Annotated in this window: 32 protein-coding genes; 24 read left to right on the top strand and 8 right to left on the bottom strand. The window is 52.1% G+C overall.

Going from position 1 to position 22,647, the window contains the following annotated elements; genetic code table 11:
• Positions 1-36: 36 nt before the first annotated feature.
• Genes P0592_RS07305 through P0592_RS20235 form a run of 3 tightly spaced genes read left to right on the top strand, consistent with a single transcriptional unit; the run spans position 37 to position 1,398 of the window.
• Complete coding sequence (locus tag P0592_RS07305) at positions 37-699, top strand: hypothetical protein (protein WP_276273621.1); 663 nt, start codon at positions 37-39, stop codon at positions 697-699.
• A gap of 29 nt (positions 700-728) precedes the next feature.
• Positions 729-1,298: a hypothetical protein gene (locus tag P0592_RS07300; protein WP_276273620.1), complete on the top strand. Its 570-nt coding sequence runs from the start codon at positions 729-731 to the stop codon at positions 1,296-1,298.
• Positions 1,299-1,305: 7 nt separating this feature from the next.
• On the top strand, positions 1,306-1,398 hold the full coding sequence (locus P0592_RS20235; protein WP_419181118.1) for a zinc-ribbon domain-containing protein: 93 nt from the start codon (positions 1,306-1,308) through the stop codon (positions 1,396-1,398).
• A gap of 52 nt (positions 1,399-1,450) precedes the next feature.
• On the opposite strand, the gene P0592_RS07295 is transcribed toward P0592_RS20235, so the two are convergent.
• Positions 1,451-1,621 (bottom strand): hypothetical protein, encoded by a 171-nt coding sequence (locus P0592_RS07295; RefSeq protein ID WP_276273619.1) that lies wholly within the window; start codon positions 1,619-1,621, stop codon positions 1,451-1,453.
• A gap of 162 nt (positions 1,622-1,783) precedes the next feature.
• Between P0592_RS07295 and P0592_RS07290 the strand changes: the two genes are divergently transcribed.
• The 4 genes from P0592_RS07290 (at position 1,784) to P0592_RS07275 (ending at position 6,170) form a co-directional block, all read left to right on the top strand.
• Positions 1,784-2,029, top strand: a complete 246-nt coding sequence (locus P0592_RS07290) for a hypothetical protein (RefSeq protein WP_276273618.1) — start codon at positions 1,784-1,786, stop codon at positions 2,027-2,029.
• Positions 2,030-2,321: 292 nt separating this feature from the next.
• Positions 2,322-4,412 (top strand): helicase HerA domain-containing protein, encoded by a 2,091-nt coding sequence (locus P0592_RS07285; protein ID WP_276273617.1) that lies wholly within the window; start codon positions 2,322-2,324, stop codon positions 4,410-4,412.
• A gap of 104 nt (positions 4,413-4,516) precedes the next feature.
• Positions 4,517-5,452 carry a DUF932 domain-containing protein gene (locus tag P0592_RS07280; RefSeq protein WP_276273616.1) on the top strand — a complete coding sequence of 312 codons (936 nt, stop codon included), beginning with the start codon at positions 4,517-4,519 and terminating at the stop codon, positions 5,450-5,452.
• An 88-nt stretch (positions 5,453-5,540) separates the two neighbouring features.
• On the top strand, positions 5,541-6,170 hold the full coding sequence (locus tag P0592_RS07275; RefSeq protein ID WP_276273615.1) for a hypothetical protein: 630 nt from the start codon (positions 5,541-5,543) through the stop codon (positions 6,168-6,170).
• Positions 6,171-6,176: 6 nt separating this feature from the next.
• Here the strand turns inward: P0592_RS07275 and P0592_RS07270 are convergent, their stop codons facing one another.
• Entirely contained in the window at positions 6,177-6,305 is a 129-nt protein-coding gene (locus tag P0592_RS07270; protein WP_276273614.1) for a hypothetical protein, read from the bottom strand.
• A gap of 466 nt (positions 6,306-6,771) precedes the next feature.
• Here P0592_RS07270 and P0592_RS07265 point away from each other — a divergent pair, with 466 nt between their 5' ends.
• Together P0592_RS07265 and P0592_RS07260 are read left to right on the top strand one after the other, a co-directional pair.
• Positions 6,772-7,779, top strand: a complete 1,008-nt coding sequence (locus P0592_RS07265) for a hypothetical protein (RefSeq protein ID WP_276273613.1) — start codon at positions 6,772-6,774, stop codon at positions 7,777-7,779.
• Positions 7,780-8,387: 608 nt separating this feature from the next.
• Positions 8,388-8,588: a hypothetical protein gene (locus tag P0592_RS07260; protein WP_276273612.1), complete on the top strand. Its 201-nt coding sequence runs from the start codon at positions 8,388-8,390 to the stop codon at positions 8,586-8,588.
• On the opposite strand, the gene P0592_RS07255 is transcribed toward P0592_RS07260, so the two are convergent.
• The 5 genes from P0592_RS07255 to P0592_RS07235 all read right to left on the bottom strand — a co-directional run bounded on the left by P0592_RS07255 (position 8,585) and on the right by P0592_RS07235 (position 10,951).
• Positions 8,585-9,211, bottom strand: a complete 627-nt coding sequence (locus P0592_RS07255; protein ID WP_276273611.1) for a hypothetical protein — start codon at positions 9,209-9,211, stop codon at positions 8,585-8,587. The two genes, P0592_RS07260 and P0592_RS07255, sit on opposite strands and share 4 nt — an antisense overlap.
• Before the next feature lie 354 nt (positions 9,212-9,565).
• Positions 9,566-9,874, bottom strand: coding sequence for a hypothetical protein (locus P0592_RS07250; RefSeq protein ID WP_276273610.1), 309 nt, complete (start codon positions 9,872-9,874; stop codon positions 9,566-9,568).
• Positions 9,871-10,221 (bottom strand): hypothetical protein, encoded by a 351-nt coding sequence (locus P0592_RS07245; protein WP_276273609.1) that lies wholly within the window; start codon positions 10,219-10,221, stop codon positions 9,871-9,873. Before P0592_RS07245 ends, P0592_RS07250 begins: the two co-directional genes overlap by 4 nt.
• Positions 10,222-10,223: 2 nt before the next feature.
• Positions 10,224-10,604, bottom strand: a complete 381-nt coding sequence (locus tag P0592_RS07240) for a hypothetical protein (RefSeq protein WP_276273608.1) — start codon at positions 10,602-10,604, stop codon at positions 10,224-10,226.
• Positions 10,605-10,606: 2 nt separating this feature from the next.
• Positions 10,607-10,951 carry a hypothetical protein gene (locus P0592_RS07235; RefSeq protein WP_276273607.1) on the bottom strand — a complete coding sequence of 115 codons (345 nt, stop codon included), beginning with the start codon at positions 10,949-10,951 and terminating at the stop codon, positions 10,607-10,609.
• Between the two features lie 159 nt (positions 10,952-11,110).
• Here P0592_RS07235 and P0592_RS07230 point away from each other — a divergent pair, with 159 nt between their 5' ends.
• The 10 genes from P0592_RS07230 to P0592_RS07185 all read left to right on the top strand — a co-directional run bounded on the left by P0592_RS07230 (position 11,111) and on the right by P0592_RS07185 (position 15,288).
• Positions 11,111-11,533 carry a hypothetical protein gene (locus P0592_RS07230; RefSeq protein WP_276273606.1) on the top strand — a complete coding sequence of 141 codons (423 nt, stop codon included), beginning with the start codon at positions 11,111-11,113 and terminating at the stop codon, positions 11,531-11,533.
• The gene (locus tag P0592_RS07225) at positions 11,533-11,751 is read left to right on the top strand and encodes a hypothetical protein (protein ID WP_276273605.1); all 219 of its coding nucleotides are present in this window, start codon (positions 11,533-11,535) and stop codon (positions 11,749-11,751) included. Before P0592_RS07230 ends, P0592_RS07225 begins: the two co-directional genes overlap by 1 nt.
• A 44-nt stretch (positions 11,752-11,795) precedes the next feature.
• Positions 11,796-12,263 carry a hypothetical protein gene (locus P0592_RS07220; protein ID WP_276273604.1) on the top strand — a complete coding sequence of 156 codons (468 nt, stop codon included), beginning with the start codon at positions 11,796-11,798 and terminating at the stop codon, positions 12,261-12,263.
• An 8-nt stretch (positions 12,264-12,271) separates the two neighbouring features.
• Positions 12,272-12,616 carry a hypothetical protein gene (locus tag P0592_RS07215; protein WP_276273603.1) on the top strand — a complete coding sequence of 115 codons (345 nt, stop codon included), beginning with the start codon at positions 12,272-12,274 and terminating at the stop codon, positions 12,614-12,616.
• Positions 12,616-12,951, top strand: coding sequence for a hypothetical protein (locus P0592_RS07210; protein ID WP_276273602.1), 336 nt, complete (start codon positions 12,616-12,618; stop codon positions 12,949-12,951). Before P0592_RS07215 ends, P0592_RS07210 begins: the two co-directional genes overlap by 1 nt.
• 178 nt (positions 12,952-13,129) lie before the next feature.
• Positions 13,130-13,408, top strand: coding sequence for a hypothetical protein (locus P0592_RS07205; protein WP_276273601.1), 279 nt, complete (start codon positions 13,130-13,132; stop codon positions 13,406-13,408).
• A gap of 229 nt (positions 13,409-13,637) precedes the next feature.
• A complete protein-coding gene (locus P0592_RS07200) occupies positions 13,638-14,375 on the top strand; it encodes an N-6 DNA methylase (protein ID WP_276273600.1) in 738 nt (245 codons plus the stop codon).
• On the top strand, positions 14,372-14,635 hold the full coding sequence (locus tag P0592_RS07195) for a hypothetical protein (RefSeq protein WP_276273599.1): 264 nt from the start codon (positions 14,372-14,374) through the stop codon (positions 14,633-14,635). Before P0592_RS07200 ends, P0592_RS07195 begins: the two co-directional genes overlap by 4 nt.
• Before the next feature lie 135 nt (positions 14,636-14,770).
• Complete coding sequence (locus P0592_RS07190) at positions 14,771-15,079, top strand: hypothetical protein (RefSeq protein ID WP_276273598.1); 309 nt, start codon at positions 14,771-14,773, stop codon at positions 15,077-15,079.
• On the top strand, positions 15,076-15,288 hold the full coding sequence (locus tag P0592_RS07185; protein WP_276273597.1) for a hypothetical protein: 213 nt from the start codon (positions 15,076-15,078) through the stop codon (positions 15,286-15,288). Before P0592_RS07190 ends, P0592_RS07185 begins: the two co-directional genes overlap by 4 nt.
• 220 nt (positions 15,289-15,508) lie before the next feature.
• Here the strand turns inward: P0592_RS07185 and P0592_RS07180 are convergent, their stop codons facing one another.
• The gene (locus P0592_RS07180) at positions 15,509-16,048 is read right to left on the bottom strand and encodes a TATA-box-binding protein (protein WP_276273596.1); all 540 of its coding nucleotides are present in this window, start codon (positions 16,046-16,048) and stop codon (positions 15,509-15,511) included.
• 153 nt (positions 16,049-16,201) lie between these two features.
• On the opposite strand from P0592_RS07180, the gene P0592_RS07175 reads away from it, so the two are divergent.
• The 5 genes from P0592_RS07175 (at position 16,202) to P0592_RS07155 (ending at position 22,647) form a co-directional block, all read left to right on the top strand.
• Entirely contained in the window at positions 16,202-18,214 is a 2,013-nt protein-coding gene (locus tag P0592_RS07175) for an N-6 DNA methylase (protein WP_276273595.1), read from the top strand.
• Positions 18,215-18,216: 2 nt separating this feature from the next.
• A complete protein-coding gene (locus P0592_RS07170) occupies positions 18,217-19,062 on the top strand; it encodes a hypothetical protein (RefSeq protein ID WP_276273594.1) in 846 nt (281 codons plus the stop codon).
• On the top strand, positions 19,062-19,718 hold the full coding sequence (locus P0592_RS07165; RefSeq protein WP_276273593.1) for an HFX_2341 family transcriptional regulator domain-containing protein: 657 nt from the start codon (positions 19,062-19,064) through the stop codon (positions 19,716-19,718). The genes P0592_RS07170 and P0592_RS07165 overlap by 1 nt, the downstream gene beginning before the upstream one ends.
• Positions 19,719-19,831: 113 nt before the next feature.
• Positions 19,832-21,403, top strand: a complete 1,572-nt coding sequence (locus P0592_RS07160; RefSeq protein WP_276273592.1) for a type I restriction-modification system subunit M — start codon at positions 19,832-19,834, stop codon at positions 21,401-21,403.
• Positions 21,403-22,647 (top strand): restriction endonuclease subunit S, encoded by a 1,245-nt coding sequence (locus tag P0592_RS07155; RefSeq protein ID WP_276273591.1) that lies wholly within the window; start codon positions 21,403-21,405, stop codon positions 22,645-22,647. Before P0592_RS07160 ends, P0592_RS07155 begins: the two co-directional genes overlap by 1 nt.

The following is a 22,647-nucleotide window of genomic DNA, read 5'->3' as shown; positions in this document are numbered from 1 at the left end:
CTCGAAGCTCAAAGAGAAGGGTGATGGCAAATCAGCGTGATCTCGTTTCTCATCCCCTCGCCTTCCGAGGCCTTCGTAGTCTTCGTCTTGCTGACGTTCCACAGTTACGTCGGCTTCTTGAATCGGAAGAATCTCTGCTCCTCTGCGAAAGATTCCTACGAAGGTTTCTCCGAGGTCAGGTTCTACCGGTCACGGTGGAAGTTCGCCTGCAGAGTTGTAGGCCATTCTTGGTATAACCCGAAGGGAATAGGCTCAAAACTAGTCTCGATGTATGCAACTCTTGGAGTCTACAGCCCGAGTGACGGAGATATCCACATCAATCTTCGCTCTATTGATAGTCACCTGAACTCGTTGAGTGGCTGGCGTGGCGATATAAGAGGTTACGAACCACCGACCGAGGCTGAGGCCGTCGAATACATCATCGAACATGAGGCCCTTCACAGCGCCATCCGACAGCACTCAGAGATTGAATACAGTAAGCAAGAGAAGGAGTTCCGAGAAAAATGGAATGCCAGTAGTCGGTTTGAGAAGTTGCAGATTTTCTACTCAAGTGTTATCTATGGATTCGGTGGAGGCGGTGTGCCCTGGAATGAGGAGTGGGTTATTAAGCAGATTCAGGATCTGAGGATTTACGGTGCGGAAACGTGGAAAGCCCGTTCTACATCCTCGCTCGATAGGGTGATGCCTGGATCGAGTTAGAGGAACCTCTTGATAAGCACATTCAGCAGTTGACTGAGGTCGACAGTGTCGACGAAAGCACGGCGGAAGATCTTCTCCAGGACTACGATTATCCTGGTGAGATCTTTACTGATCTCCATTTCAGCACTGTTACTGAGGATCGAAGTTATCCGGATCTGCCTGTCGACGGCGTCGGCCAACTACACAGAGATATGATCGACTCCGGGATCAACTATTACACTGGAAAGGCGGTGTTCCGGGAAGCCAGTCAGCCGAGGCCTTCAGACAAACTGGTCTTCAATTATCCGGAGAGCGAAGACGTGGAATACGACCTACTGGGCGAGACCGCGGACTCCTTAGCACACTATTGGCGAGACACGGAGAGCTTCCTCGAAATCAGGAGATACGAGCACACTCTGGAAGGGGAGCTTGAACAGATAGAGGACGATATAGACCGGTTTTCACACCTCCGCCGCAGCTACCTCCAGCAGTACATCGAAGACAGGGAATGGGAGATACTCAACGAACCCGACCACGAGAAAATCAAGGAGGAGACGGAACTCAGTTCTGTGAACCTGCCGGACGAAACCGAGCAAACAAAACTCTCCGACCTACGGTGAATGAAATATGAAGACTTGTAGCGAGTGCGGAAACGAGGGGTCTGACGAAATGAATATCTGCCCCAAATGTGGCTCGCAAGAGTTCGAGGAAGGAAAATGAGATACTGGCAGAAGGCCTTCACCGCCAACCTGTTCGTAACTGCTGTTATCCTCTATCTTGACTCTGTGAATCCTCTGTACGCACCTGTTTTTGCAGTTGTAGTAGCATTTTTCAGCAGTGCAGCTACTTTGCTTCTCTGTTTCTCAGTTGAGAAGCGTTGGACCATGCTGTAGGCCTTCGGGATTCCGTGATCGTCGACAAGCTTCTTCTCGATCACGCTCATAAGTAGTTTAGCTGCAGTTGGGGGAGGCATATATCTCGCTGTGAGGCCCCTAGATCCAGCTGAAGGCGTACGGGACCCTCGGAAGTAGGCGGCTCTATAAGACGTGTCGCTCAACAGTTTCTGAGGTATACTTATTTCCATTTCCCGGTGATTGATGGGTGTATGAGCGGCGACAGCAGTGGTGGTGAGGACAGGATTACTGAGGAGCAGGTCAGACAGGGCTTCGAAGAAATATACGGCGTCACCATTGAGGAAGTTATAGAGGTTCTCAGACAGTGCTTAGAGGAGAATCATCGTCTTCTCAAGAAGCTGGACGAGGCCAGTGGAGACATTGAAGAGACCGGGTTCACGGAAGAAGAAAAGGATTCGATGCAAGCCATCCAAGACTACGTCCACGGACGTGACTGACTTATGGACGCCAACAAGAAAATCGTGAGCACCCCTACGGCGCGACACCTCTCACGGTCTTCTTGATCAGGTCGTCACCCGCTACTACTATTGTCCCTCCGGCACGACTCGCAGATCTCTTTATCGCCTCGGCGGGTCGAACCACCGCAGTGCTTGCATTTTCCCATAGTTCATCCCAAATTTCGGGCTTCTCCAGATAAGTCTGGTGGACAGTGACACACAAGACAGGATACTGAACTTGGGCAGGGAGGACGGAACTTAAGAGCCAAGGTTAGGTAGAATCCGTTGACGAATGAACCTGCAGCGTATCGGCAGGACCGAGACATCTCCGCGCACCGTTTTTCTCTGGGACACCGATTCGTTCGCAGTAGTAGAAACCACTGTCCTTGGAGACGACTGCTATCTGGTCCGTGTTACGAAGGCCTACCGCTTACTTCGTCAGGATCCGGAAGGCCGTGAGTCTTGGAGCCGGAACATCAACAAACTCAACGAGTACCTCGAATCCACTTTCTCTAACTTCCGCCTCAGCATTGACTACGTGGACCGTGTCTCCGGTGAAGCACTCCAAGTGAAGGATGAGGCACGAGAGGTAGCAGATCAGGCACAGGAGTTGCTTGCCAAGGCCGAAAAGCTATCCGGCGAAATCGAACAACTGCAGCAATCCCTTGAGATTTCCTTGGAGTCGATGGAGGACCGGGTAAAACGCAAACTGGAGGGTAAGAAGCAGAAACGACAACGTATCCTCGACGAGCTCGATCAAATCACCCAAGACTTGGAACGGAGAAAAGATATCCTGCAGGAGTGGGAGGATAACGGCGTTCTCTCCGCCGTCTTATTCCAGTTTTCGACAGAAGCTGAAGTCACGACCGGTGACACCCTCGATTCCGTCATCGAGGATCACCTGGAGCAGGCCTTCAACTACCATCGACGAAAGATCTTGCAGACACTTCGTGGCGAGAATTTCCGTCTCGTGGTGGAGGAAGTTGAGGAGCCGGGTACGTTGATGCGCAGCGAGTATGGAATGTTGCTCAACCCTACTGTTATGGAGGATCTCGAAGGGCGCTACGAGAACACGGGTATCGAAGACGATCTTATAGACGCCCGTAGGGAGGCGGTGAAGCAGTTTGAAGAATATGCGGTCGAGGACTTGGAAGTTGACGAATCGGTCGTGCAGGAGTCGAATGCAACGCCTGCGAAGGCTGTGGACTCTATACTGAAGAAGTTGGAAACAGAGCGTGTCGGTGAGGTGCAGGATGTACCTCAGGATGGACCGATGCTCGGTACGGTCACAGGGACGGACGTGGTCGTGGGGGTGGATCCTGGAGAGTACGAGCATTTCTACATCGTGGGAGAGACTGGTAGCGGGAAATCTCATCTGAAAAGGGCTCTAATCGAGAATGCTGCCTCTCTGGATTACCATGTCTTGTCGATCAATCCATCTGACCTCCAGAACGTCGGTCTGAATCTATCCAACCAGGCCAGTGAAAATGGGAGGAGTATAGGATTCAATCAGTACTGGAAGGACAGCGACCAGCTTCTTGATCTACCTGCTGATCTTTCGGAGCTGTTCACAGGGAGAAACGCTGTCTCCCTGCGCGGCCTGACGGATTCGGAGAAGCAGGACTTCATCGATGACCTGTTCAGCAAGCTTGCTGACGTTGATTCGACTAACAAGCCTCTGTTCGTTTTCCTTGACGAGGCTCACAACTTCAATTCAGGTAAAGCTGCGAACGCTATCCAGGAGATCGTGAGGGAGAGTCGGAAGTTCGGCGTTCACTTGGTGTTGGTCAGTCAGTCTCCGAAGGACTATGCCTACAACCAGAAGCACGTCAGGGAGAATACGTACAACGTGTTCATGGCTGGGGAGTACTTCGAGTACGCTGCTCGTTTCCTCGATGATGAAGAGGTGATTCGTTCCTTGGATACGGGTGAGGCTGTTTTCCCTGAGAGCCGTGAGCTTCCTCGAATGGACGTTGAGATTCGGGATGTATTGACTCGGTTCTGGGAGGAAACACCCAGCCAGAGTGAGCTGGATAAGGTGGATTCGATGTTCAAGGGTCAACTCCCCAGTTTCGAGTCAGAAGTAACGAGTTCAGGTGAGGAATCCGGATCTGAGTATCAATCCCCCTCTGTTTCCACTGCAAGTACTGACAACAATTCACATGACCTGAGTGAGGAGGAAGAACAGCTGGTTCAGCACATCCGAAATTATATCGAAGAGAACGACGAGAGACCCAGTACGAGCAAGTGTTGGAGGGAAGGCCCGTTTGGCTCCAGCAAGACCAACGACCTCCTCGATCAGTTGGAAGAGAAGGGCGTAGTCGAATCAGAAACCGAGGAACGGTACGGTAACGAGGCCACAGTCTATACTGTTGTTTTATAAATACTATTCTCTCAACCCGTTTCTGTGGTGATCTCAGTATCGCAAACGAAGACAGGTTCAGGTTCTCGGATTTAGACGGACTCTATCAAATCGCTCAAGATGAAATGCCGGAAGTCTCCCGGTTCGACGTTCTTGCCTCCCACCCCGAGAAAGACGGTTTAGACGCAGTACCGTGGAGAGATTCTCTATATACAGACGAGGAAGAGCCGCAGCTCGCCGGCGAAGTCAGCAGCGGAGACGACTACTACAACATCATACAATACGGCGACATCCTTGAAGCAGTAGCAAAAGGGATCGAAGCCAGAGACGAAGATATCCAGCCAGAAGGCGAGGTCGCTCTCTCCGATACCCGGCACAAGATGAGCGCCCGGATCGGGATGGATCAGTCAGTCGAAGCAGCACCAGGCGATCCGATCAATCTAGATCTACGTGCCCGTTCTGGACACTCGGGTTACCACGGCTTGAAGTTCGACGTCGGAGCGATGCGAGAGATCTGCAGCAACGGTATGATGGCGTTCATCGCTGACCAGAGCTACGAGCAAACCCACAGTGAAGAGTTCCAACCGCAGCTGGCGTACCACGCTGTCGACGCCGTCATGGACGGAGTAGATACAGTAGAGCAGAGACTGGAGCAGGCTCAGGAACGCACCTTGCGTAACCAGGATGAGGCTCTTCTGGTGTTGCAGGATGTAGGTATCGATCGTTACCTGGAAGACCCGACCGCTGATCTTCTCACCGCTCTCAACGAGGAAGTCGAAGATCCAGACAATCCTTCCCTGTACGAGACTTTCAACGCAGCAACCTACGCACTGACCCATCTCTCGGAAGATAGGCCTCAGTACCAGTTGGACGACGGCTACGAGCAGGCCTCACAACTCCTCGAGTATGGCGACGGTATTCCAAGCGCCCGGATCCTTGGTGAGAATGCTGTACAGCACAGGGCGAATGAACTGATCGAGGATCCCGACGCAGAAGAGAACTATGAGGGCGAAACCGAAGACGTCCGTGAACTGATGGAGTACCACGAAGTCCAGGCCTAAAGGGTGGTTCAAGATACAGAGTGTAGACGAGATCATCGACGAGTACGTAGAAAAGAAAGAGTACGTAGAAAATGAGAAACCATACTGGATGAATCTCACCGGAGGAACCGCATTTTCCGGTGAACTCCGATTTGAACTGGAGAACGTCTTCCCCGAAGCTCACTACAAGAAAGCGATAGACCAGGCCTTCAGGCAGCAAGCACAGGAAAGCTTGAGAACCGATGGAGGCCAGAGAACTGAATATTTCTGGAGCGGAGAAGACGGAATCCTGTACCACACCGAGTTTGGAGAAGACATAGTCAACCCGTTCTTCGGCTCAGTAGAAGAAGCAGAGCAGTACTTGGAGAGACAAGCCGACAGAAACGGGAAAGAACGGTATGAAGGCCTGGTCCTCAGGAAGAGCGGGAATCAGAAAGTGGAGGAAGCGACCGAGGTTTTGACGGAGCAATCCGGATTGGACCAGTTCGCAACTGACGGAGGCCGGAAATGGTTTGAACCAGTCGAGGAATACTGGCAGGCCTTCGAAGACTTCGATAAGAGACATACACCTCGCTACGTAGATCCAGGGAAACCAGTTGATCACGACACTGTAGATTATTTCCCTCACCGGCATTTTCAGCAGAATATCCGGGAGTTTGCTGAGTCGGAAGAGGAGTACCGGGATCTCTTGGATGTTGAGGTGCTGCGGAAGCACGGCATCGAACCTGCGTTGGAGTAGGGTGGTTCAGGGATTCACGAAGAGTTCGAGGAACTCGAAGAGGAATATCCACTTGAGGACGAGTTCGGAAGATCTCTGGAAGAACAACTGCAGGACAACATCGTCTGGAACTACTGGATTGACCGAGATCTTCACAGAATCCGTGAAGAGTACGTTTCTGACGACTTTCTACAGGACGGCGAGGAGAATCTGCCGTTCGGAATCCACATCACCCACGAGAATGGCGGCCCTCAGTTCAAGATCGAGGAACCATATCTTGCTCCTTGGCACCGGGATGCGGCTATCGAGCAGCTTGACGAAGGTTATGAGGATTTGGTCAACTGGCGTGAGGAAAGATATGAGTTATAACTTTTCTAATACAATCATGTGGTAGAAGGGTGGGTTCCAGATTTCGAGGCGACTGAAGGACTTGGTCGACAACATTCAGCAAAAGTACATCTGCCAGATTTGCGGTAGCGAATACACTGACGAGCGGGAGGCGCTCAGCTGCGCCAACGACTGCCTCGACTTCTCCTACCGGTCCCGAGGCTTAGACAGGTACCGCCACCCATCTCGCCAAGTGATTTTATAAGTAGTATTCGCCCATTCAGAATTAGTTCCTATGAAGCTTCCCTCCCTGAAGCAATCAGCTACAGCAACCGGAATCGCAGGCCTCGTACTACTACTGTTTCTGATCGGCCCTTCTATGATGTCTGTTGCCCAGGACAGCCGTAAAGAGTCGATCTCGTTCTACCACTTGACCGATGACGCAGGAACAACTCAGGCACTTCACGAAACATTGAAAAACAAGTATCCGGGAACGTTCACGGATGTAGCGAAGCTGGGGAAGTATCGGTTCGATCTTTCTATGCGTGGATTGACTTCCGGAAGTGACGGATGCTTCCTTGTCCCGAAAGTCAAGAAGAACGGAGTCGAAGTAGACCAGTTCAACCTCCAAGAGAACAAGATCACGAGCTACAGTGGCTGGACTGACAAAGACGGTACAGGCCGTGTTGAGAAAACCTACGGCGACATCAAGGCCTCTTTCGGCAACGCTCTCTATATGGACTCAGTAGTTTACTACGGTACATTCTACGGCGTTGACAGCTGTGAAGGAGCGTTCAACACATACGAATTGGAAATCCCTTGGGACAAGATCAGCGTCGAAACGAGTACTCCGGAGAAATCTCAGGCTGATAACCCGGTGGCGTTGACCTACAACTTCCACAACCAGTGGAGGCCTATGGAAGCCGATCTTGAAGCCGAGGTCTGCGTCGGAAACGGGCTGTGTAAAACAGTACAGAAGGAGGATGTCTCAGTTCCTGTCGGTACTTCAGCCACTACGATCAGTGTAACTCCGAACGCATCCGGAGAACTGAAGACAGACTTTGGAGGGTCAGTTGCCTTGGATATGGAGCATTTCAGAGCTGAAGGCCTCAGCGTCGACTGTGACAACGACGGCAGTAATGAACGAGGTTCCCAGTGCTCCAGCATAGAGATCGGAGAGATCAAGGGCTCAGACGTGGTCAAACTCAGGGAGAAACGGCCAGGCCTTGCACAGCAGATACAGCTCAGGCTTGCTAAAATCTATACTGGAATTGTCGACGGATTCCCCTTCGTCGGAGCGTGAATAATCGATGAACTTGAAAACTAAGATTACGGTACTTCTATCAGCACTTCTGCTGGCGGTTTCAACTGCCGCAGCTGCAACTCCTTCTAACCCTGCGAATGGACCATCGGATCTACCTGGCGACAGGCCTGAACAATTGCCGGGTAACGTTACTCCAGAGAATCAGACGGGTCCACTGTCGATGATACCAGGCATGGGGAACAGTACTCTTCCGTCGATGCCGGATCTCCCATCTCAGGCTTCCGACGTGGCGAAGTCAGTCACAAGTACAATCGGAAACGCATTCACTTCTGTGGGGGACGTGACCGGTGGAATCGGTTCATTCCTTTCTGAGAACCTTCCCTTGATCGGCGGCCCGGAAGAACAGGCTCAGCCGGAGCAACCGGTGAACGGCACCAACTCCACAGAGTAACCCAGGGAGGTGAGAATCACGGATCAGTATTGAACGGCAGACCACGGCCTACGCATTCGACCGGATAGAGAATTTCCAGACAATATTCGATGTTGACGACGAGGATCTCCGGCTTCTAATCGATCCCTGGCTACACCGGTACGAAGATATCCACAGCGGGGAGACACTGCCTGAGGAGGAGCAGTACTTTGAGACCTTGATCTACGGAGTTGACGGTGAATGGCTTGAAGACGACGAAATCGATGCTGAAGCCAGTTTCGAGCTCCGGTTCAACTACGACGACGTCGACGTGGAAGAGTACATGGATGTTCTCGAAGCGACCATCAACCGGTTCGAGGAAGAATACGGCGGCGAAGTGGACTTTCTTGGCTACCCTGACGTAGAAGAATATTGTTAGAAGTCGTCGAATCCGGCCTGCACACTGTCATCTGTTTCTTCATCTTCTTCGAGATCATCTTCCTGCATATCGTCTCTGTGGTCCGGGACGTGTAGTTTCCCGGCGTCTGGGCTTTGTTCGTTTCTGTAGACGTCGGCGTCTCCTAATGATTTGAAGAACTCGTGGCTGTCGATGTCGTATGTGTTTTCGAGGTGTTCGACGTCGCTTGTTGCTGCCCAGCTGACCGTCCTCAAGTTGGTGTAGTCGTCGATGAGTAGTTCGGCCAAGGATTCGTCGACGCCGTCAACCCGGGATAACTCTTCTACGAACCGGTCTTCTGCGAGCTCATCGACTTGGAAACTGCTGTAGACTTCCTCGCTTCCACGGTTGAGTATGTGGATCTTGTCCAAGATCTTCGTGCCTGTGATTTCATTGTGCCCCCGCAGTTCGGGTTCTAACTGATACTTTTCCAGTGCGTTTTCCGGTGCCAGTTCCAGGTAATCCGGGCGGTAGTCCACGAAGACATCGTTCGAATCCTCCGCTTCTGTTTCGAGGATATCCGCCAAGGTGTTGAACGGCGCTCTGAACGGCAGGACATACTCGCCGTCGTCCAGCCGGATGCTCCCATCTAAGGCCTCGTTCAACTCGGGGTCATACTCTGGATCAGCGACTGAGTGGAAGTCGTGGCTGGGAAGCTCTCCTTCAACTTCCCAAGGCCTCTGGTATGCGTATTCCCGCAGTGCTTGTTCCGGGTCGCCGTGGTCCAGCCTCCAACGGTCATCTTCGCAGTATTCGTCGCTGCTTGAGTCATAGCTGGCGAGGATTACTTCTGCGTGTTCCGGGGTGTACCGGGCGAAGTGGGTGTGTCCTGCTGCTGCGTCGACTCCGATGAACTGGTATTCTGAATCGTTGACTGAGATCTGTTCTGGGGGCTGTGCTACATCTTCGATAAAGCCGTCACCACAGACAAACAGCGGTGAAAGTACTGTTAAAAAAGTTCAGTCGTTCCCGAAGTCCGGGTTCCGGAGACTATCGTGCAGGCCTACGTCACTCGGTTCTCCGTGAGAGTCGACGTCCTCCACTGTCTCGATGAAATCCTCCAGGGCAGCGTGGATGTCCTGTAGACCTCCTCCCTGGGAGGCCTGTTCTTCGAGGTCGTTGAGCTCTTGCTTCAGTTCCAGTTTCTCCTTCTCAGACTGTTCAAACTCTTCCTCGAGAAACTCGATCTGGTCATGTAGCCTATCGATGTAGGCCTTCAGCTCTTCCTCTGAATCGAACTCGTCAGGGATGTCAGGTACTTCGGTCATGAGTAGTCCTCTCCGGTGATGTCGCTGACGGTGTCTGCCACGGAACCGTTGAGGTTTCCTCGGTTGCTGAGGTTGATATCGTCGATTTTCTTTTCTAATCTGCTGATGGTGGCTTCGACTTGTCCCAGGTCGTGTTCTGCGTTGTAGTCCAGATAGTCCTCAACCGTCTGAAGTCGTTCTTTTTTGCCCTGGATTTCGTCAAGCTCTTGCTCCAGTTCCAGCTTGTTTTTCTCTGACTTCTCAAGTTCTTCTTCCAGAAACTCGATTTGATCGTGTAGCCGGTCGATGTACTGTTTGACCTCTTCTTCTGAATCGAACTCGTCAGGGATGTCAGGTACTTCGCCCATTGTCAATCCTCGTTGAGTTCTTCTTTGAAGTCTTCCGGGTCTTGGGTGATGTCCGCACCAAATACCTCTGACAGTTCCTTGGCTCCCTGAGATTCTTCCAGACCGTAGTCGCTATCTTCATCCAGATAGCCTTCTTCGAACTCTTCGAGCCGCTGCTGCATCGCCTTCAACGGCTCCATAATGGCTTGGAAGCCGTCGACGTCACCACCACGAGAAGCTTTCTCCTCCAGATCGTTGAGCTCTTGCTTCAGCTCCAGTTTCTCCTTCTCAGACTGTTCAAACTCTTCCTCCAGAAACTCAATCTGGTCGTGAAGCTGATCGATATACTGCTTCAGCTCTTCCTGGCTGTCGAACTCGTCAGGAACTTCTGGTACTTCGCTCATAATTAGCTGTTGTCGGGGTGCCATCCGGCGGCGTCGAAGAACTCTTCTTTGGCTTCTCCTGAAGGCCCACCACCTATCTCATCCAATTTTCCTTTTTCAAACTCTTCGAGCCGTTGCTGCATCGCCTCCAACGGCTCCATAATGCCTTGGAAGCCGCCAGAAAGTTCACCTCTGCGGGAAGCCTGTTCTTCTAGGTCGTTTAATTCCTGTTTGAGTTCGAGCTTGTCCTTCTCGGAGTTTTCCAGCTCCTCTTCGAGGAACTCGATTTGGTCGTGGAGCTGGTCGATGTACTGTTTGAGTTCTTCTTCGGAGTTGAACTCGTCGGGGACGCTGGGTACTTCAGTCACTGTTCGCCCTCCTACTGGTATCTTGGATTTCTGGATACTTCTAATTTAGGCATATTCCTTAATTTGGTTCTTGGATAAGGTATAAAAATAGTAGTAGCAAGTTATGATGTATGGAACTAAAGTGTAAGAAATGTGGAAGAAAGTGGGACTACACAGGCGATGCAGAGGTCTACGCCACATGTCCCGACTGCAAAACCTCAATCAAAATCGAAGAAAACAGGGTGTGAAAAACCAGCAGTGAGTCCTACACGTCAGATCTGCGGAGAATGCGGGGCCAACGTAGAAGGTTACGTAGGATCCACCACCGACAGCTCGGGTAAAACTAGTTGCTGCAAAGTCTACCCAGTCGAGGAAGAGACGTGGGAGGCCTTCCCCGAACTTCCGAAAGACGAGAGACGCTGCCCCAACTGCAACGAAGCAGACCTGGAGAAACTGGGCCGTCCGAACAGGTACAACACCCACTACCGCTGCCTGAACTGTGGCTTCGAAGACCTCCTACAACCCCACCCAGAACAGAAGGCCTATCGCTGGGAAAACACCGGTGAAATCGCGGTACAAGATCCAGAAGGTGAGAACGAGTAATGGCGGCTGAAGCAACTGGAGATGGCCCATTCATAGCACTGATGCTGGCAGTGACTATTGGTGCGCTCATTCTCTTATTCATTAGAGAATTGTATCAGCGCCACCGGCTCTGGAGGTACATCGCTCAGGACGAGAACCAGCCCGACCCATTGGAGATCCTGTACTGCTACAGAGTCAGAGATGTCCAGAACTCTGAAACTGGAGGTGAGAACCGCTAGTGGCGGAAACACGGATTCACTACCTTGGTTGGGATCGGGAGAGTATGGCCGTCGAGGAAGATCCGGAGATGGGTCCTGCTTCGGAGCTGTTCCACAAGCTCAGTGTGGAATCTGTTCTCGATGAGGATGAGAAACCATCAGAGGCCTTCACAGAGGAACGGTTTGACGACCTGTACGACGAAGTCACGGTTCTCGACGGCGAGTACTTCGAGCAAGATCTCGAGGATATCTGGCAGGGCTTCCAACACAACGACTTCCCCAGTATGAACAAGTTCTTGGAAGCCAGGTACTGCGAAAACTGCGACAGCTACATCGAAGGCAGCGACGAAGCCGTTACCCACGCCAGCAGGAACCACGGCTATAATCCTGAGGACGAGTTCGAGGAACCGGAGTACGTTCACGGCATCCGCTCTATGAGTGTAGGTGACGTCGTCCAGCTCGACGATGTGTATCATCAGGCCCGGAACATCGGCTTCCAAGAGATCTCTGTAGGAGGTGAGAACCAGCGTTGATATCAAAAATGGAGTATGAAGACGCGATCTCCATCAACATCCTTCTCGGGGCAGTCATAGCGTATCTATCCCTGTACTGGATGTTCCACAAGTGGGTTAGAGGCCACTGGTGTAATTACGTCCCCAGAGTCGACTTCTGGTTCTGTAAGTCCCCGACTTTTGTTCCTGAAGGGCTGGTAATCGGGATTGCGAATGACCCGATAATCACAGGCTTAGGACTGATTCCGGTACTCATCGCTATCTCAGTTCTAATTGGAGCCTTCCTATTGGCTGCTACATATCTTGTACTGCAGTCCTGGATAACCCTGTTAGCAGAATGGTTTAGCTCAGATACTAGAGGTGAGAACCAGTAGTGGTGGACGAAGATCTGTATGATGATATCTTCGAAGAGGCCTACAGCCGTGCCACTCCAGGCCTCGAGGAGATCGAGGATGAGGAAGTCGAGTACCCGGATGACGTCAACGTGCCGTATCTGCATTTCATCGATGGAGACGAGCTGGAGGAAGTGATCGAGGACTACTGCGACCAGTACGATGTCCCAAGTCACGAGGAGGGGCAGGTGAAGCGGAACGTGGTCCTCGGGAAGAGCCCGTCCACCAGTCTGGATAATGTGGACAGGGCACGGGAAGACGCAGGTCTTGACCCCGTCTCGGAAATGCTTGAACAAGACGGAGGTGGTCGACAGTAATGCTTCGCAGACTGCTACGACACCGCAGAGCTCTTCTTCTGGTTCTCTTCGGCGTCAATATCGGTTTCCTGCTTGCCTTGATAGCACTACAATTTACGGAGCAGAATCAAGGAGGGGGAGCAGTAGCACCAGCACTCCTGCCTATCACCACACAATTTCGAAGAGGTGAGAATCGGTAGTGGATCTCGAGTCTATCGAAGATCTCTACGAGAACGCTTTGATGATGGCGAACGGTGAGTCTCTGGAGTATAGAGGCCTCACCGTGAAGAAAGCTGAGTGGCCGCATCCAGAGCACACCGAGTACGCAGTATTCAACGAAGACGATGAGAAGGTAGAATCTCTCACAGTCTCCGCTTACGACTCTGTCGACGACCTCCAAGGCTACTTGGACGAGATCGCGGACTACGGCCCGGAAGATCTGGAAGGCTGGTTGAACAGAGGTGAAGATTTAGAGTGAACGGGATCTCGATAGCTGTAGGCGCAGTGCTGGGCGTCCTCTCTATAATCTGGTTTGAACTCAATGAGAACAGGATAGTCAGATTTTGGATTAGACTCTGGCACTCAGGAAAGGAATCTGGAGAGGGTGATAACCGATAGCGTCGGGTACTGAGTACCAGGAAGCCGCACAGCCTGTTGTCGACAAGCTGGAAGAGATCCAGTTTGTCGGCGGGTACAGCCGTCACCAAGTGTTCGAGGATTTCCTCGACCTGTCGTTGTATGCCTTGCAGAGAGACGATGAATCCTATCTTGACGTGATGGACAAGTACGGTGAGGAAGAGGCAGAGCTGTACAGTGAGGCCTTCGATGAACTGTTGAACGCCTCCGAATCCGCGAACCACGATGTCCTCGGAGTGGTGTACGAGGAGCTCGGGCAGAGCAGCGATCACTTCGGCCAGCACTTCACACCTCACAACCTGTCCGATATGAATGCGGAGATGGTGATCGACGAAGACCCAGACCCGGATAGGGAAGATCCCTACAGTGTATTGGATCCGGCGGCGGGAAGCGGACGGCTTCTGATCTCCGCAGCGAAGCAGCTACCGGATGAAGCAGAGGCCGAGTTCTACGCGGTAGACAAGGACAGTACTGTTGCGAAGATGGCCGCTCTCAACTTGACGTTCTTCAATATGGATGGTTATGTCGTCCACGGCGACTCCCTTACACAGGACTACCACAGGGTGTGGGCGACGAAAGGCAGTGTTTTCGGCGGCTCGGTCTACGAACTTGACGACGACCAGTGGACGAACCCTTACGACCAGGAAGTCAGTGAAGAACCCACGGGGGACGATGTCGACGAGGATCTCGCCGAAGGAACTCAGGAGGATCCAGATGAATCAGGACGGGTGGATGCGCCGGACATCGACTTCGAAGAGGTCCGTGAAACCAAGCTCTCTGCCTTCGCAGAAGAAGGTGATAGCCAGTGAATGTTGACTGGCAGAGCCAGATCGAGGGAGTCAGAGCGGTTCTAATCGTCTTCCTCGGCCTGAATATTGCTTGGACGGAGACCAGTGTGAACGCTATCACGATGAGCGGAAGTCACGAAATGCTGGGCTGGCCCCCGTTCAACCTCTACATGCCAGCGATAGACTGGTTCTGGACCCATCTCGTCCTCACAATCCTCACAGTTGTTGTATTGATCTACAGCTACCACACCATCCCTCCACGGCGAGGTGAACCTGCCTGATGGGGTGTAAGAGGAAGAAGTGTAGGAACTCGGTGCCGGATCACAGGAAGAACTACTGTTCAGCCACATGTTTCAAAAAGGCGACTACGAAAAATCCCCATAGGAGAAGGTGATCTCGATATCGGAGAAAGACTGTTGAAGGCCTTTGACTGGCTCATGGAATGGGGTTGGATGATAGCTGTATTTGGGATCCTAGCAGCCAATATATATGGAATCTCTACGCCCGGGCCTGAAGACCGTATGCCGGGCGATTTCAATTTCTCTGAGTCGAAGCAGGCTGTCGAATCTTTCTACGGCGTCGACTGCAGCAGCGTTTCCAACGACACCTACGCTGATCAGTACCGGTTCGAGTGTTCACAGACCCACGGTAACTACAGCTACGTTGCCAGTGCCACAGTCGATTACAACGAGTCAGGCTCTGACGAGGTGCATCTCTACCAGTGAACAGAGAAGAGATCTCCCCCGACTGCGAAAGCTGCGAGAAAACTCTGTACATCAACCCGGTAGAGAGGCCTAACGTGGACTGGGTGAAGTGTGTATGCAGCAGCTGTGGAGAGATCAACGAGATATCGATGACCCGTCTCAGCCAGAAGAAGAGACGAGCGAAAGGCATCGATCTCCCCAGCGGTGAACCAGAGGGTGGTAGCAGCTGAGTTCCGATGAGAGGACGCCTTCAAACCTGGTTCTATTCAGTCTCTGGTTGTTCTACTTCGTTCTCGGAACGATAACAGCGGTCACGATCAACGTAACGGTGGGACTGACTGTAATCGCTGGAGGATATCTTCTCTTCGCCATAGGACTGTACCACCGAGACCCTGAAGAGGATGAATCAGCCGGGTGACGGTTAAGGCCGGTAGAGCCGTTGATGCTTTTTTAGAAGAGGGATTCGAGTTCAACTCTCAAGTGTTCAAAGGCTGATTCTGCCTGTTCAATGGATTTTGCACCAGTTATCACGGTTTTCCCAGAGCCGAAAATCAGCAGGACACAATCGTATTCAGTAGGGCGGTATACGAGCCCAGGAAACTGCTCAGGTTCATATTCGCTTTTCTCCAGGCCCAATCCGATTGCGAGAGCTGACAGGTTGACTGACTCATCGAGATCTGCGACACAGACGTAGTTCTGGATAGAGAACCATTCATCCTCGGCAGAAGGCAGGATTCCACGGTCGTGGAGCGTAGAGAGAAATCTATTCCTTGTTTCTACAGCCTGCTGTTCGGAGGATGAACCAGTAATGATGTACTTGCCTGTGCGATAGAGGGTGATGAGCGGATCAGAGTCTTCTAATCGAACGTATGCGCCCGGGTATTTCTCAGGGTCATAGTCAACGATGTCGTCAAGTTCCTCAGCAACAGCTTCCAAATCGAGTTCCACGCTCAAAGAGCCAGAAGAAACAACGTTGACGACAGCCACCATCTTAGCTGTCTGCCTAATTCCAGTGTTGTCGACTTATACACCGGTGATGTTACCGGAAAACGCCCTACAGAATTATTAGAAATATTATAATTTAAAACTCGGTTTTGACTGTCCAAGCAAACTTCTTTGTAGTCATCATCGGAACAGGAAGGTATGCACGAACAAGAACTCGTTCAGGACACTTACGACGAGCTCACAGACATCTACGGCGAAGACCGAGTCGTACTTGAGCCGTTTATCGAGGGACAACTAAGCTTCCGTCCCGACCTTGCCGTCTTAGATGAAGAGCTGGACGAGTTCTTTGTAGTCGTTGAATGCAGCACCGTTATCACGGAGCACAGGGAGCGAGAAGACCTGAAAGAGCTCCGCCGCTTGATGAATCACTCCAGGGCACCATACGGCGCACTGGTTTCCGAGTCCTTCGAATACATCTTCAAACTCGTTCCCGGAGAAGAAGGCGAACAAGTGGAACGCGAACTCGCCGAGTTCCCTAGTGACGACGGTCAGGAACGACGAGCTTTAGAATCCGCGGAAGAAGTCCAGATGAAGTTCTGGCGGCTCGCCGAGTACTTCAGAGGGAAGATCGGCAGAGAGATCGAGAGTCAGCTCTACCACAGCCTGTTCCGAAAACTGGCCACTGAACGACACAACTACAACCTGGATATCGACAACCTCTCCGAACAAGACCTGACGGAGATAGACGAACTGATTGAGGAGAAATACCCCCCGTTCCAGACTCAACGCCACCAGCATGACGTCGAGTTCCAGAAACAAGTGTTGAACACGTTCTACGGCATCGATTTAGACCAAACCCCGCCGGAACTCGCCGAAGCATTCGTAGAACTCGAAGAGAAGTCAAAAAGATCCGCACCCAAAACCACTCCTCTTTGGCTGAGCAAAGCCTTTCTCGATCTATCGGAAACCGGTGAAGGAGACGTTGTCCTTGACCCTGCCGCAGGGTACGGAAACATCCTCCGAGAAGCCAGCGCCCGAGGTGCAGACGCACACGGTGTCGAAATCAATATTAACGCAGTAAACAGCGCCATCTTCCTCAACGAACTGTTCGGGACGAACATCTCCTACACAGCGGGAGACTATCTGAAACTCTCACAGATAGATCAAAGCTTGCCGACAAAGTTTGACCAGGTCTTCATCGACCCCCCGTTCAACCTACATTACGAGAAGCCAGACGGCACCCCTGCACGGAACGGAGACGAGAAGTTCGTCTTGGACTCACTGGCACGGCTCAAGCCTGGCGGCGGCCTAACAGTCATACTGCCAGCCGGGAAACTGTACAAGAGAAGGTCCTCTGACTTCCGAGAGACACTCCGTACAGAGTACACGATAGAGTCTCTGATCGAGATCGATACCCCGATCTATGACCATACCGGGATCTCTACCGTAATCCTGCAGATAGCAAACGAACCGTCCTCACCGAGCGACAAGATATCTTACGCCATCGTCGACGAAGATGAAGATCCTGAACGGAAAATCCCAGAGATCGTAGACGACATCCGACTCGGGAAGGCCGATACGCTGGAGCTGAGTAGGCTGGAGGGCGGCTCCTATCTCCCCAGTGAGATCATTCAGATGGATAATACAAGCCGCAAACTGCAACAGCAGTATGCGGAGGTCGGTGAGATTCAGGATGTCGCCGAGGAAATCCGTGGCGGGACGAAGAAGCCAGACCAGGTGTTCGAAGAAGATGGTGAGAACCTGCTGCCGTACGTTAATATCCGTGATATCCAGCAGGAACAGTACTCTGAGTTCCTCGATGTAAACGAGAATATCGTGAGAGCGGACGAGACGGACGTCCTGGTCTCGGCTACCGGTGCAAAGATTCACGTCCACCATCCCGAGAGGGAAATAGCTCCAAGTTCGATGTGGGCTGTCGTCCGCTTCCGTTCAGAGGAGGAAGCACTGGTGTACGCCCAGTTCCTGGATACTGAACTTGCCAGAAACCAGTTGGAATCGATGCAGGGTGGGGCGACAGTACAGCATATCCCAATCAGGAGACTGCGTGAACTGCTGGTGCCAAAGTTCTCAGAGAAAGAGATCCAGGAGAAAGCCGAAGCCATACGGAAGCGACTGGAGAAAATCGCTGACCTGGAACAAGAACAGTCGCAGCTCCAGGATGACCTCGAAGGGCTCTTCGGAGGTGAATAAACATGAGCCAGTCCTCCGCACCGCCGACCAACGAGGAGATGATCGAAGAGCAGATCGACAAGTGCTTCGATCTGCTGGCAGACATCATCGAGCCCCGGATCGACGTCGAGAGCGACGACGACGTCTACCAGAAGATAGACGAGTACTTCGGATGGGTAGAGCAATCCACCCGAGACTCGTTCCAAGATCGGTTTAACACCGCGCAGCTGTACAACTACCTTCGATACGTCTTCCTGGGTCTCGCCGATGAACAAGGATACCGTGACAAGCTACAGCGAGAAGTCGGCGGAGAAATCCGGAACGAAGACAACGTTGTCAACGCCTATCGCTGGTTCAAAACGTACTCTACAGTGCTCCTGGACGAGGAAATAGAGATTTCATACACGTTCGCCCTGGAGAACCTGAACGAGTACCGGGAAGACGAGATTGCCCACCCGAAGGAACTTCCCTCACCTGACCAGCAGGCCGATCCCGTACTCCTGAGTTCACTTCTCCTCATCTGGAATGCGCTAGAAGGAGTTATCCGGACCTGGGGACGGATCCTGGATCTGGACGATGATACATACGAAGAGCGCCGTCGGCTTCTCGACGAGGACCACGACTTCCATATCGGATTCGTCGACCACGTAGAGGGCCGAGTCGGATACGTCACCTCGTTCCAAGAAGGTGAAGCAGGCAAAAGCATCCGTATAGAGCCGCAGTACGTCGAGTACTTCCCATCAGAGGGGGATGTGGTCATCCTGAAAGCGGAGCAACAGTACAACCACAACGACGAGCCCTTCAGCAGTCTCACACCGGTCATCGAGAACAACAACCGGGTTCGGAAATTTGTGGAGAGCAACAGATAATGAGTCTGCACATCGTCCCTCACGGAGAAACGACAGTCCACATCAAGCGTGGACTACAAGCCTATGGATCCGCCGACCACGTCCAGCTACTGACCAGCGAAAAATTCCAATCAGTCGGGAAAGAGCTCGCACAAGAACTCAGTGAGTTCGGATACAACGTCGAGATAGAACTCATAGACGCATTCGATCTTCGAGATGTGGTCGATACAGTCGTGAGCGTGGCGAGAGAAAACCCCGACCAGGAAATCTACGTGAACATTACAGGCGGTACAAACCTGATGGCTGGAGCAGCCACCGCCTCTGCCTTCTTCATCGGGGCAACTCCGTACTACGTTCTGGAACCTCAGACTGGAGAAGAATCAGTTGACGATCTCGTAAAGAAGCTGCCGTCGCCCACCCAGCCGTTGAACTTCGAGATCGAAGGGCTGCAACTCGATGTCTTGGAAACACTCGGCGGTTGGGACGAAGAAGGACGGAAAGGCGTGATACTCCGGGAGATCGGTGAGGAACTGAGCGAGTCATCCCAGAAAATCAGCTACCATGTCAGCCAACTGGAGGAGAAGGGCTTAGTCGAAACAGAAATGGAGGGGAGAACGAAACACGTCTATGTAACCGACGTGGGGCGTTTGTACCTTCAGTGGACCTCGCACGAGTAACCCGCGATTCACAGGTGTCTGAAAATATGATGGAACTATACAATATCGGTGTGAAATCGGCTGAAGAATCGGCAACCAGCAAAGTTGAAGTGGCGATCATGAGGTGTTAAAGTATGAGTATTAATGGGGAGTCTGACGAGTTCGAGAAAAGTCTCTGGCAGTCGGCAGAAGGCCTTCGTGGCCCGGTAGAGTCTGCTGAGTACAAGCACATCGTCCTCGGTCTGCTCTTCCTCAAGTACATGTCGGACGCCTTTGAGGACCGACGTGAGGAACTGCGGGAGCTCACCCACGATGAGGATTCTCTGGAGTATTATGTCGGTGACGACGATCAGGAGCGACAGTTCATCTTAGAGGACATCGACGCCTACCGCGCAGAGAACGTCTTCTACGTCCCCGAGGAGGCCCGGTGGGACAACCTGGTTGGCCGCGCCACGCACCCGGACATCGGCTCCCAGATCGACGATGCGATGAGAGCTGTTGAGGAGAAAAACCCTGACCGGTTGGACGGGATGCTCCCAAAGCGCTACTCCCGTATCCCGCAAGATACTCTCGAGGGACTTCTAAACGAGTTCTCAGAACTAGATCTTGGGAACGGGAAAGATACACAGGACGAAGACGTCTTCGGACGGGTTTACGAGTACTTCATCAAAGAGTTCGCCCGTGAAGAGGGACACCGTGGCGGAGAGTTCTACACCCCCAAGCACGTCGTCGAGCTACTGGTCGAGATCTTAGAGCCATTTGAAGGCCGTATCTTTGACCCGTTCTGCGGTTCTGGCGGGATGTTCGTCCAGAGCCACAAATTCCTGGAACGAAAGGGTGGCGACGAGGACCAGATTGCCATCTACGGACAAGAGGTCAACGAAGCCACTTGGCGCATCTGTAAGATGAACCTCTTTCTCCGAGGTATTGATGGGAACATCCAGCTTGGAGACAGCATCCGGGACGACAAGTTCGGCAATCTCAGTGCTGACAAAATAATCACGAACCCGCCGTTCAATATGAGCGAGTGGGGTAAAAACACCGTCTCTGATGAAGATCCCCGGTTTGATTACGGAATGCCGCCTTCCAACAACGCGAACTTCGCCTTCATCCAGCACATGCTCTATCATCTCGACAGAGACGGTATGGCCGGGACAGTCATGGCGAATGGGTCCATGTCTGTTCAGGGCGTAGAAGGCGAAATCAGGAAGAAAATTATCGAAGACGACAGGCTGGATGCGGTGATCGCGCTTTCTGGTGAGCTTTTCTACACCACGTCTATACCTGTCTGTCTATGGATCCTCAGTAAAGGAAAGGACTCAGACGAATACCGAGACAGAAGCGATGAAACTCTGTTCATAAACGCAAGAGAGCTCTTTGAGTCAATAGATCGCACCCAGAACCGTCTTACTGAAGACCATATCCAGAGGATAGCCGACACCGTTCGTGCTTACCGTGGAGAGGATTCTGTAGGCGAATACGAAGATGAGACGGGCTTCTGCAAGGTCGCAACTACGGATGAAATTGCAGAAAACGACTACATGGTCACTCCTGGCCGGTATGTCGGTATAAGACAGGATGATGGAGATGGTGTTCCGTACGAGGTGAAGATGGAGGAACTTTCTGCAGAGCTCAGAGAGCAGTTCCAGCAATCGAGCGAACTGCAGGAAGAAATCGAAGGCAATCTCACGGAGCTGGGATTCTGATGAAACAGGAAGATCTCCACACCTTCATGGAGGAAGTGCAACAGGTGGAAGAGGGCGAGGAATACAGGCCTGGTAACGAGCGATGGGAACGTCGCCCTCTTTCTGAGCTTATCGAACCGGTTCTCGGCAAGACGCCGAAGCGGGGTAACGACGAATTTTGGGAAGGTGGAGACATTAAGTGGGCGAGCGCTAAGGATATCTCCCAGTCAAAAACCAGACATGTCTTTGAAACAGAAGACCGGATGACGGAGGCGGGCAAAGAAGAGAGTAACGCGAAGGTCATGCCTGAGGGAACGGTCGTAGTTACTGCTCGGGGGACGGTGGGCGAAGTGGTTCAGCTGGGAGAGCCGATGACTTACAACCAGAGCTGCTACGGACTTGCGACTAATGACGAGCTTCTTGAGGACTATCTCTACTATGCCTGGCAATACGTTTTCGGGCAGGTACAGGCTGTCTCATACGGAACCGTTTTCGATACTATAACTATGAAATCTTTCAAGGATATCGAAATTCCTGTCCCACCGATTGAGGTTCAGAGATTGATAGCCGATTCTCTCGGCCAGTTCGACGACAAAATAGAGAAGAATCTGGATATCGCCGAAGACCTTGAATCACTTACAGATGCTATCTTCTCTGACATGATATCCGGGGAAAGTGAGGAATGGACAGAAACCGAGTTCGGAGAAATCGTCGAGATGTACAGCGGAGGACCTCGGAAAACTACTGATAAGTACACAGGCGGCACCCATGAATGGCTGACCCCGACAGACGTTACTGACAATGGCCTATCAGTAATCAATTCGACAGAGAGGAAATTGAATGACCTTGCCTTCGAAGAAACATCGGTCGATCTCCTTCCTGAGGACTCAGTCTTCCTGACAAGCAGGGCCACAGTAGGGGAAGTCGTCGTGAACAAGTTTCCGATGGCAATGAATCAAGGATTCATCGGCCTCAAACCTGCAGAGGACATTCCACCCCACTTCTTGGCCCATTTGGTCAAGGACAAGCGGGCTGTGATTGAGTCGCGGGCAAGCGGTAGTACCTACCCGGAGATTAGTCAGCGCGGATTTGCAGATATAGATGTGAAACTGCCACCTGTAGAGCAGAGAGAAGAGTTCGAGGAACATTCCTCAAGCGCCTATAACCTGATATCCAGCCTGCTCAGAGAGAACAGCCTCTTGAGATCGACACAAGAACAGCTCTTGCCGAAGATGCTGTCAGGTGCGATCCTTCCACCTGGGTAA

Source organism: Haloarcula litorea, assembly GCF_029338195.1.
Lineage (GTDB): Archaea > Halobacteriota > Halobacteria > Halobacteriales > Haloarculaceae > Haloarcula > Haloarcula litorea.
The sequence above is the reverse complement of the archived record's forward strand: the minus strand, read 5'-3'. Positions and strand labels throughout refer to the sequence as shown.

Coding starts and splice junctions, on each gene's coding strand:
- P0592_RS20235 (WP_419181118.1), top strand. CDS start 1,306: ATGAAGACTTGTAGCGAGTGCGGAAACGAGGGGTCTGACGAAATGAAT.
- P0592_RS07295 (WP_276273619.1), bottom strand. CDS start 1,621: ATGAGCGTGATCGAGAAGAAGCTTGTCGACGATCACGGAATCCCGAAG.
- P0592_RS07290 (WP_276273618.1), top strand. CDS start 1,784: ATGAGCGGCGACAGCAGTGGTGGTGAGGACAGGATTACTGAGGAGCAG.
- P0592_RS07285 (WP_276273617.1), top strand. CDS start 2,322: ATGAACCTGCAGCGTATCGGCAGGACCGAGACATCTCCGCGCACCGTT.
- P0592_RS07280 (WP_276273616.1), top strand. CDS start 4,517: ATGCCGGAAGTCTCCCGGTTCGACGTTCTTGCCTCCCACCCCGAGAAA.
- P0592_RS07275 (WP_276273615.1), top strand. CDS start 5,541: ATGAATCTCACCGGAGGAACCGCATTTTCCGGTGAACTCCGATTTGAA.
- P0592_RS07265 (WP_276273613.1), top strand. CDS start 6,772: ATGAAGCTTCCCTCCCTGAAGCAATCAGCTACAGCAACCGGAATCGCA.
- P0592_RS07250 (WP_276273610.1), bottom strand. CDS start 9,874: ATGACCGAAGTACCTGACATCCCTGACGAGTTCGATTCAGAGGAAGAG.
- P0592_RS07245 (WP_276273609.1), bottom strand. CDS start 10,221: ATGGGCGAAGTACCTGACATCCCTGACGAGTTCGATTCAGAAGAAGAG.
- P0592_RS07240 (WP_276273608.1), bottom strand. CDS start 10,604: ATGAGCGAAGTACCAGAAGTTCCTGACGAGTTCGACAGCCAGGAAGAG.
- P0592_RS07230 (WP_276273606.1), top strand. CDS start 11,111: ATGCAGAGGTCTACGCCACATGTCCCGACTGCAAAACCTCAATCAAAA.
- P0592_RS07225 (WP_276273605.1), top strand. CDS start 11,533: ATGGCGGCTGAAGCAACTGGAGATGGCCCATTCATAGCACTGATGCTG.
- P0592_RS07220 (WP_276273604.1), top strand. CDS start 11,796: ATGGCCGTCGAGGAAGATCCGGAGATGGGTCCTGCTTCGGAGCTGTTC.
- P0592_RS07215 (WP_276273603.1), top strand. CDS start 12,272: ATGGAGTATGAAGACGCGATCTCCATCAACATCCTTCTCGGGGCAGTC.
- P0592_RS07180 (WP_276273596.1), bottom strand. CDS start 16,048: ATGGTGGCTGTCGTCAACGTTGTTTCTTCTGGCTCTTTGAGCGTGGAA.
- P0592_RS07175 (WP_276273595.1), top strand. CDS start 16,202: ATGCACGAACAAGAACTCGTTCAGGACACTTACGACGAGCTCACAGAC.
- P0592_RS07170 (WP_276273594.1), top strand. CDS start 18,217: ATGAGCCAGTCCTCCGCACCGCCGACCAACGAGGAGATGATCGAAGAG.
- P0592_RS07165 (WP_276273593.1), top strand. CDS start 19,062: ATGAGTCTGCACATCGTCCCTCACGGAGAAACGACAGTCCACATCAAG.
- P0592_RS07160 (WP_276273592.1), top strand. CDS start 19,832: ATGAGTATTAATGGGGAGTCTGACGAGTTCGAGAAAAGTCTCTGGCAG.
- P0592_RS07155 (WP_276273591.1), top strand. CDS start 21,403: ATGAAACAGGAAGATCTCCACACCTTCATGGAGGAAGTGCAACAGGTG.